Raw genomic sequence first — 8,679 nt, 5'->3', positions numbered from 1 at the left:
GGATGAACACCGACAGCATGCCCGCCGCCGAGATCATGACGTCTTCCGAGGTGACGATCGAAGCACGCTTGTTGCCAACCAGATCGGCATAGGCGCGCAGGCCGCGCGTCAACACGTTGCGGAAGCCGGCCTCGTGCGTGCCGCCTTCGCCGGTCGGAATGGTGTTGCAGTAGGAATTGAGGAACCCGTCGCCGCCGAACCAGGTCACCGCCCATTCGAGCGAACCGTGGCCGCCCTGCCTGTCGCTTTTGCCGGCGAAGATTTCGCGGGTGACCTGGAATTCGTCGCCGAGCGAGGCTTTTAGATAGTCCTTGAGGCCACCGGGAAAATGGAACTCGGCCTTCGCCGGCGTCGTGTCCTTCTCCTTGATCAGCGAGGGGTCGCAGGTCCAGCGGATCTCGACGCCGCCGAACAGATAGGCCTTCGAGCGCGTCATGCGATAGAGCCGCGCCGGCTCGAACGCCGCACCCTTGCCGAAGATCTGCTCGTCGGGATGGAAGCGGATCTTGGTGCCGCGGCGGTTATGCACCTCTCCGAGCTGCTCCAGGCCGGTCACCGGAACGCCGCGCGAAAAACGCTGGCGATAGAGCTGGCGCCCGCGCGCGACCTCGACCTCGAGATGGTCCGACAGCGCGTTGACGACGGAGACGCCGACGCCGTGCAGGCCGCCCGAGGTCTCGTAGACCTTCGAGTCGAACTTGCCACCGGAATGCAGCGTTGTCATGATGACTTCGAGCGCCGGCTTCTTGAATTTCGGATGCGGATCGACCGGAATGCCGCGGCCATTGTCGGTGACCGCCAGATATCCGTCGGCGGAAAGCTCAACATCGATGAAGGTCGCATGGCCGGCGACCGCCTCGTCCATCGAATTGTCGATGACCTCGGCGAACAGATGGTGCATCGCCTTGTCGTCGGTGCCGCCAATATACATTCCGGGCCGCCGCCGCACCGGCTCTAGCCCTTCCAGAACCTCGATGTCGGCGGCACTGTAGCTCTCGCTGCCGTCGCGGGATGCCGGGCGCTTCGCCGCCTGCACCAGCGGGTCGGCCGGACGCGCGGTGGCGCGAACCGGTTGCGGCTGCTTGTCCATAGTGCCGAAAAGATCGTTATTGTCGTCCATGCTGGTCCTGGATTCCGATGCTGCGAATCACCACCCGATACTGCCACGCTTTTTGCGGGCAGGCGACGGAGGTTCCTGTTACGTTCGAGGATTGAGCCTCTTACCGCAAAACCATTCGACAACCAAGCGGCGGAAATGCGTCGAGGGCATCGACGCTTTGTAAACCTTTTCCGAAGGTTGGACGGAAGGTTGGCTGAAAAACGGTATCCGCGGACTGCCGCTGACCTAGAATGCAGCGGAACCCTCAAGAGGCTGTCGCTTACGTATGTTGGATTACAGTTCGCTCCTGCTCGCGGCGGCGCTGTCGGGCACGTGCCTCAGCATCACCATGTTTGCGATCTGGTTCGCCGCGCCGCAGGCCCGCTTCGTCCTGACGGTGGCTTGCGGCATTCTCGTGCTCGTCGCACATGTGGTCTTGTTCTGGCACTATGCCAGGGATCCCGGCCCGTGGCTGTGCCAGATTGTGCTTGCGCTTCTCAGCCTGGGCTTCCTGATCATCTGCCTGTCGGCCATGCAATATCTCGGCATGCGCGGCTACAGGCTCGCGGTTCTGCCGACCCTGGCTGCGATGGCGGTTTGCGCAGGCGCGACTTATCTCGGGTTTGACGGTGTCGGCTTCATCGTCACCTACGCGACGGGAACGGCACTGCTCTCGCTTATCGGGGCGATGTTCTGGATCAAGGGTGGTCATGATCGCCGGATATTGCTGGTCGTTTCGTCCCTGAGCGGCGTCTGTGCGCTGTCCTTCGGACTTTGCGGCGCGGTCCTGCTGGTCAAGGGCCAATGGGTGCTCGGCGTTGCGCCCGACAATTGGGCCGAACGGGTGAATTCCGTGGTGTCGGTCGCCTGCATGACCGGCCTTGGCGCTTTGACGCTATCCCTGCACCATTTGCAGGCACAGATCGAATTGAAGGCCGAGACCATGACCGACCCATTGACCGGGCTGATGAACCGGCGGGCGTTGACGACACTCTACGGTGAGCGGGTTTTCGGTCCGTTCATGTCCGTCGCCATGTTCGACCTCGACCATTTCAAGAGGACGAACGACGTATTCGGTCATCCGGTCGGCGATCAGGTTCTGCGCCGCTTCGCCGCTGTCATCAGAAAATACGCCAGGACCGGCGTCGACGCCTTCCGGCTGGGCGGCGAGGAATTCGTGCTGGTCATGTCGCGGATGACGGAAGAGAAGGCCTACGACATTGCGAGTAAGATCAGCGTCGCTTTCGGCACGGAAGTCGTTGCCACCCAGCTTGGTCCGTTGCGCAGCACGGTCAGTGGCGGCATCGGCTTCGGTGGGACCGGCGGCACCAGTCTCGACGATGTGCTGGCCGAAGCCGACGCCGCACTCTACGCGGCAAAGCGCGCCGGGCGGAATCGCGTCGTCGCCCAGAACAAGGCGGGCAAGGCCGACGCGCCGGCCTTGCGTTCTGCCTGATTGAGGCTTCTATCTTCTTGTTAGACCATGATCTTGTCCGAAAACCGAATTCCATTTTTTGGGATCATGGTCTACTCCGCCGCCCCCAGATATTCCGACAGCGGCGGGCAGGAGCAGACGAGATTGCGGTCGCCGGCGACATTGTCGATGCGCGACACCGGCGGCCAGTATTTGGCTGATGTATCGGCATCGCCGGCCGGATAGGCCGCCTCCAGGCGCGAATAGGGATGTGTCCACTGGCCGGCCAGCGCCTCGGCGGCGGTATGCGGCGCATTGACCAGCGGATTGTCGGCCAGGGGCCATTCGCCTTTCGCCACCTTGGCTGCCTCGCCCGATATCGCGATCATCGCATCGCAGAAGCGATCGAGCTCGCTCTTGGGTTCGGACTCGGTCGGCTCGACCATCAGCGTGCCGGCCACCGGAAACGACATGGTCGGGGCATGGAAACCATAATCGATCAACCGCTTGGCGACGTCATCGACGCTGATGCCGGCACTGTCCTTGAGCACGCGGGTGTCGAGGATGCATTCATGCGCGACGCGTCCATGCCTGCCTTTGTAGAGCACCGGGAAATGCGCTTCGAGCCGTGTCGCCACGTAGTTGGCGGAAATGATCGCCGTCTCGGTCGCCTGCTTCAGGCCGGAAGCGCCCATCATGCGGATATACATCCAGGTGATCGGCAGGATCGACGCGCTGCCGAACGGTGCGGCCGATACGGCATGGCCCGAGCCTTCGGTGACGTGACCGGGCAGATACGGCTTCAGATGCGCCTTGACGCCGATCGGGCCGACGCCGGGGCCGCCACCGCCATGCGGGATGCAGAAGGTCTTGTGCAGGTTCATGTGGCAGACATCGGCGCCGATGTCGCCCGGCCGGGCGAGGCCGACCAGCGCGTTGAGATTGGCGCCGTCGAAATAGACCTGGCCGCCATGCTCATGGATAAGGGCGCAGAGGTCACGCGCGCCTTCCTCGAAGACGCCATGCGTCGAGGGATAGGTGAACATCAGCGCCGCGAGGTTTTGCGCATGCTCGGCCGCCTTGGCCTTCAGATCGTCGGCGTCGATGTTGCCGTCTTCGGTGCAGCGCACGACGACGACGCTCATGCCGGCCATCGCCGCACTCGCCGGATTGGTGCCATGCGCGGATGACGGGATCAGGCAGACCGTGCGGTGGCCTTCGCCGCGTGAGCGGTGGTAGCCGCGAATAGCGAGCAGCCCGGCATATTCGCCCTGGCTGCCCGCATTGGGCTGCAGGGTCACTGCGTCGAAGCCGGTGATCTCCGCCAGCCAGCCTTCCAGCTCGTCGATCATCGCGCGGTAGCCGGCCGAATGGCTTGCCGGAGCGAAGGGATGCAGGTTGGCGATATCAGGCCAGCTTACCGGCATCATCTCGGCGGCGGCGTTGAGCTTCATGGTGCAGGAGCCGAGCGGGATCATGGCGCGGTCAAGCGCCAGATCCTTGTCGGCCAGCCGGCGCAGGAAGCGCATCATCTCGGTTTCCGAACGGTTGTCGTGGAAGACGGGCTGCGTGAGAAACTCCTTGCCGCGCGGCTGTCCGGGCATGGTGCTGCTGGCAGCGGCGCCCGCCTTGGCGCCAAACAGCGCCGCGATCGCGTCCAGATCGGCGTCGGTCGAGGTCTCATCGAAGCTGATGCCGATGTGGTCGGCGTCGATGACACGCAGCAGTCGGCCGGTCTTTTCAGCATCGGCGGCGATCGCGCCGGCTCTGCCTTTCACTTCCACCGTCACCGTGTCGAAGCGGCTTGCGCCAACGACTGAAACGCCTGATGCCCTAAGGCCGGCTGCCAAGCGGTTGGCCAATGCATGGATTCGGCCGGCAATCGCCTGCAGGCCGGCAGGGCCATGCCAGATCGCATAGGCCGTCGCCATGTTGGCGAGCAGCGCCTGCGCCGTGCAGATGTTGGAGGTCGCCTTGTCGCGGCGGATATGCTGTTCGCGCGTCTGCAAGGCGAGACGATAGCCGGCGCGGCCTTTGCTGTCGGTCGACTGGCCGACGAGGCGGCCAGGCATCAGGCGCGTCAGCCTGTCGGAGACGGCGCAATAGGCGGCGTGCGGTCCGCCAAAGCCCATCGGCACGCCGAAGCGCTGCATCGGGCCGACAGCGATGTCGGCGCCAAGCCTGGCCGGCGCGTCGGTCAGCGTCAGCCCGAGCGGATCGGCAATGAAGACGACGAGCGCGCCGGTGGCACGGGCTTTTTCGATTGCAGCCTTATGGTCGCCATAGACGCCGAACGTATCAGGCCAGGAGACCAGCAGAGCGGCGGTGTTGTCGTCGATCGTCTCGCCGTCGACCTCAATGCCGAGTGGCTCGGCGCGGGTGCGCACGACGTCGAGCGTCTGCGGATGCGGCGTGCCGGCCAGCGCCACCTTGGTCCGCTTGTCGCGGTGATGGCGCAACGCAATGCCGACCGCCTCGGCCACCGCCGTCGCTTCGTCGAGCAGCGAGGCCGACGCAACCGGCAGGCCGGTCAGCTCAGTGACCAGGGTCTGGAAGTTGAACAGCATTTCGAGCCGGCCCTGGCTGATCTCGGCCTGGTAAGGCGTGTAGGCCGTATACCAGGCCGGGTTCTCGAACAGATTGCGCTGGATGACCGGCGGCACGTGCACGCCGTGGTAGCCGGCGCCGATAAAGCTCTTCAGCACCGTGTTTTTTGCCATTGTCGCTGAAAGCTCGGCCAGCGCCTCCGCTTCGCTCGCCGGTGCGGGCAAGGCCAGCGGCCGGTCGAGCCGGATCGATTTCGGCACAGCCTGGCTGATCAGGGTCTCGACTGAGGGAACGCCGATCGTCGCCAGCATGGCTCTGACATCATTGAGGCCGGGGCCGATATGGCGGGCCGAGAAGGGGTAGGGTGCTGCAGTCATCTTTTTGATCCTGCTATCAACCAATATGGGCTTTGTAGGCGGCCTCATCCAGGAGGCCTTCGAGCTGGCTTTCATCGGCCAGCTTCATCTTCCACAGCCAGCCGTCGCTGGTCGCCGCGGAATTTACCAGGGACGGATCTGACGAGAGCGAGGTGTTTGCCTCGGTGATCTCGCCGTCGACCGGTGCATAGACGTCCGATGCCGCCTTGACGGATTCGACCACGACGGCGGTATCGCCCTTGGCCAGCTTTTTCCCAAGCTCCGGCAATTCGACAAAGACGAGATCGCCGAGCTGCTCCTGTGCGTAGTTGGTGATGCCAACGGTGGCGATGCCGCCTTCGACGCGGAGCCATTCGTGATCTTCGGTGAAATAGGTTTTTGCCATGAGAAGGTTCATCCTTTGCGATAGCGATGCGGCGTGAAGGGCAGGGGATTGATATCGATCGGGATTTTCGTCCCGCGAACGTCGGCGAAGAGTTTCGTGCCTGGTTTGGCCAGCGCTGTCAGGACGTAGCCCATGGCGACCGGATGGCCGGCCGAAGGGCCGAAGCCGCCGGAGGTGACGTGGCCGGCGGGACTGCCGTCGGCGTCGAAAAGGGCAGCACCGGCGCGCACCGGCTGGCGGCCTTCCGGCTTCAGGCCGACGCGTTTCTGCGTCGGGCCGCGCTCCAGGATTGAACGCAATGCATCGGCACCGATGAAAGTGCCAGAGGCGCGAACCTCTTTCGGGATAGCCCACATCAGCCCGGCGCTGGCCGGGTCGATCTCCGGCGTGATGTCCAGCCCGTGCAGGCAAAGCCCTGCTTCGAGCCGCAGGCTGTCGCGGGCGGCTAGCCCAACCCACATCATGCGCTCGTCCTCGAGCAGTTTGGCGACGAGATCTCGCGCGTCCGCTTCCGGCAGGCCGATCTCGAAACCATCTTCGCCGGTATAGCCCGACCGGCTCATGAACCAGTTCTCGCGGGGTTCAAAGCCATGCATGAACAGCAGCGATCCGGTCTCGATGCCGGCGCGGGACAGGGCGGCCCAGGCTTCGGGGCCTTGAATGGCCAGGAAGACGCGGTCGAGTGCGTCCACCTTGGCGTCAAAGTCGCCCTGTGCCTCAAAATCCCCCTTTGTGTCAGAATCCAGGGCAAGTGCGCGCAGGTGCTTTTCGTCGGCTTCGGCATTGCCGGCATTGGCGACGACCATGAAGCGTTGCTGGCCGAGCCTGGTAACAATCAGATCGTCGATGATGCCGGCGGCTTCGTTGAGGAAGAACGTGTATTTAGACTGGGAAATCTCAAGTGCGCCGGCATCGAACGGGCAGGCACGATTGAGCAGTGCCTCAGCGCCCGGGCCACTGATCTCGAACAGCTTCATGTGCGAGATGTCGAACAGGCCGGCATGCTCGCGGGTATGAAGGTGCTCCTTCATCACGCCGGCCGGATAGGTCAGCGGCATTGACCAGCCGGCGAACGCGCCAAAGCGTGCACCTGCGGCCACGTGAAGGTCTTCAAGGGGAAGGTGTTTGGTGTCGTCGCCCGTCATGTCATCTCCAGAGTCGCACGCAATCGGCCGCGAATGGCGGCCAGTCCGTGCCCCTCTGTCTGAAGCCTGAGAGACTCGCGCCCCGTAACTCTGTCGGCAGCGCTTACACCTTCGGCGCGGGGGCAAGCCCCGACTTTCCAGAGTGTCTTTCCCGTCTACGGTTCTTTTGCCTGAGAGATTTCGGGCGATTTCCCCTTCGGCGGCAGCTCTCGCTGCTCTCTCCCGCAAACAGGTAGGACTCAATTTGAGCCCTCGACTCGTCATCCATAGCCTGTGGACGACACCTTGTCACCTGCCAGCGACACCTTACCGACAAGTCTTCGCTAACCACGCCAGAAATCCATCCGGCGCTCGGGCCGCCGATCTGCAAGGTTGCTCGCAAGACTATTGCTTGGCAGGCTCCGGCTTGGCGCTGGTGTCGAACCGCGACATCCATTTGAAACTGCCGAACCAGTAGCGGCGCACACCGGTGATGGTGCCATCTGCGGTACGCGCGTCAATCCAGTTGTTGACGTATTGGATCAGGCGGATATCGTCCGGCCGCATCGCAAACGCCTCCGGCGTCCGCAACAGCGGGCCACCAACCATTGTCAACTTCGCATCATAGAGCCTGGCGGCCATCTGCGGTGTTGGCGATGTGGCGACCATCGCCTGTGCGTCACCGCCGATGACCGCGGCGAAAACATCTGATGTATTGTCGAAGGAGAGGATTGTCGCCTTCGGGAATGCTTCCTTAGCGGCGGCCTCATCCGTGGAATTGGACAGCACGGCGATCTTGTATCCCGGCGCGGCCACCGCCTTTCCCGGCTTTTTCCCAAGGCTGGCGATCGTCGCCACCATGCGGATATCGGCAGCGCCCGTCTGGTCGGAGAACACCACTTCGCGCGCACGTTCCGGCGTGCTGGCGTAGCCCGCTGCAATCATGTCGAAATCGCCCTTGAGCAGCCGCGCCTTGAGATCGTTCCAAGGCACTTCGACCAGCTTCAGGTCGACGCCAAGGTCGGACGCAAGCGCGCTGGTCAGGTCGACGTCGTAGCCTGCGAATTTGCCGTCGGCTTTCTTGAGGATCCATGGCGGATTGAGCGCCACACCGACCGTCAGCGTCTTCTGATCGATGATGCGCTTGAGACTGTCGTCCGCCCAGGCGGATGGCGCCGCCAACGCCAGCCAGGCGGAAAGGGCAAATGCAATCGTGGCGATCATTTTTGAGTGCATGATAGATCCCGCTGCAACCGCCCGGTTGTCAGATTTACACGAGGATGCCATTCTGTCGATAGCGGGCCGGGATATCGATAGCGGATCGGGTTGGAGAATTGCAATGTCGGCACGGATGGCGATCAGCGGCTCGATGGTGTTCCTGGCCTGCACCCTGGGCAATCCGGCGAAGCTCTCGCTGATGCCCGACACCGCGCAGGCGGCAGGCGCCAGACGCGTGGTCTGCTCCAGTGTGAACCACCGTTATTCCTACTGCGGTGTCGACACGCGGCGCGGCGTGCAATTGACCTCGCAGCTTTCGAAGTCGCGCTGCGTCCAAGGCAGAAGCTGGGATTATGACCGAGGCGGCATCTGGGTCGATGATGGCTGCTCGGCGGAATTCCTGGTCGCCGGCTCGGGCCGCAACCCTTCTGCCGGCGACTTGGCCGCGGCTGTTATCGTCGGCGGCGTGGTTGGCGCCATTCTCGACAACAACAACTCGCATCGCCGCCATTCCG

6 protein-coding genes, 1 pseudogene and 1 riboswitch are annotated in these 8,679 nt (G+C 63.4%); of the genes and pseudogenes, 2 read left to right on the top strand and 5 right to left on the bottom strand.

Annotation, left to right across the window (positions count from 1 at the left end; translation table 11 throughout):
• A pseudogene (locus tag E5W87_RS15575) lies at positions 1–1,090 on the bottom strand (ATP-binding protein); the annotation flags it as partial.
• Positions 1,091–1,385: 295 nt separating this feature from the next.
• Here E5W87_RS15575 and E5W87_RS15570 point away from each other — a divergent pair.
• Positions 1,386–2,555 carry a GGDEF domain-containing protein gene (locus E5W87_RS15570; RefSeq protein ID WP_292398873.1) on the top strand — a complete coding sequence of 390 codons (1,170 nt, stop codon included), beginning with the start codon at positions 1,386–1,388 and terminating at the stop codon, positions 2,553–2,555.
• A gap of 71 nt (positions 2,556–2,626) precedes the next feature.
• Here E5W87_RS15570 and gcvP read toward each other — a convergent pair whose 3' ends face one another.
• The 4 genes from gcvP to E5W87_RS15550 form a co-directional block, all read right to left on the bottom strand.
• Positions 2,627–5,437 (bottom strand): aminomethyl-transferring glycine dehydrogenase, encoded by a 2,811-nt coding sequence (gene gcvP, locus E5W87_RS15565; protein ID WP_292398870.1) that lies wholly within the window; start codon positions 5,435–5,437, stop codon positions 2,627–2,629.
• Between the two features lie 16 nt (positions 5,438–5,453).
• Positions 5,454–5,822, bottom strand: a complete 369-nt coding sequence (gene gcvH, locus E5W87_RS15560; protein WP_292398867.1) for a glycine cleavage system protein GcvH — start codon at positions 5,820–5,822, stop codon at positions 5,454–5,456.
• A gap of 8 nt (positions 5,823–5,830) precedes the next feature.
• Positions 5,831–6,967, bottom strand: a complete 1,137-nt coding sequence (gcvT, locus tag E5W87_RS15555; protein WP_292398862.1) for a glycine cleavage system aminomethyltransferase GcvT — start codon at positions 6,965–6,967, stop codon at positions 5,831–5,833.
• 148 nt (positions 6,968–7,115) lie between these two features.
• Positions 7,116–7,202: riboswitch (glycine riboswitch) on the bottom strand.
• Positions 7,203–7,351: 149 nt separating this feature from the next.
• Complete coding sequence (locus E5W87_RS15550; RefSeq protein ID WP_292398859.1) at positions 7,352–8,182, bottom strand: transporter substrate-binding domain-containing protein; 831 nt, start codon at positions 8,180–8,182, stop codon at positions 7,352–7,354.
• A gap of 103 nt (positions 8,183–8,285) precedes the next feature.
• On the opposite strand from E5W87_RS15550, the gene E5W87_RS15545 reads away from it, so the two are divergent.
• The coding region (locus tag E5W87_RS15545; protein WP_292398855.1) for a DUF3011 domain-containing protein at positions 8,286–8,679 on the top strand (394 nt) is incomplete at its 3' end.

The sequence above is a fragment of the Mesorhizobium sp. genome (genome assembly GCF_004962925.1).
Lineage (GTDB): Bacteria > Pseudomonadota > Alphaproteobacteria > Rhizobiales > Rhizobiaceae > Mesorhizobium.
Note: the sequence above shows the minus strand (reverse complement) of the source record. Positions and strands in the feature narration are given on the sequence as shown.

What these genes read in the sequence shown, in the direction of transcription:
- E5W87_RS15570 (WP_292398873.1), top strand. Translation starts at nt 1,386, where the DNA reads ATGTTGGATTACAGTTCGCTCCTGCTCGCGGCGGCGCTGTCGGGCACG.
- gcvP (WP_292398870.1), bottom strand. Translation starts at nt 5,437, where the DNA reads ATGACTGCAGCACCCTACCCCTTCTCGGCCCGCCATATCGGCCCCGGC.
- gcvH (WP_292398867.1), bottom strand. Translation starts at nt 5,822, where the DNA reads ATGGCAAAAACCTATTTCACCGAAGATCACGAATGGCTCCGCGTCGAA.
- gcvT (WP_292398862.1), bottom strand. Translation starts at nt 6,967, where the DNA reads ATGACGGGCGACGACACCAAACACCTTCCCCTTGAAGACCTTCACGTG.
- E5W87_RS15550 (WP_292398859.1), bottom strand. Translation starts at nt 8,182, where the DNA reads ATGCACTCAAAAATGATCGCCACGATTGCATTTGCCCTTTCCGCCTGG.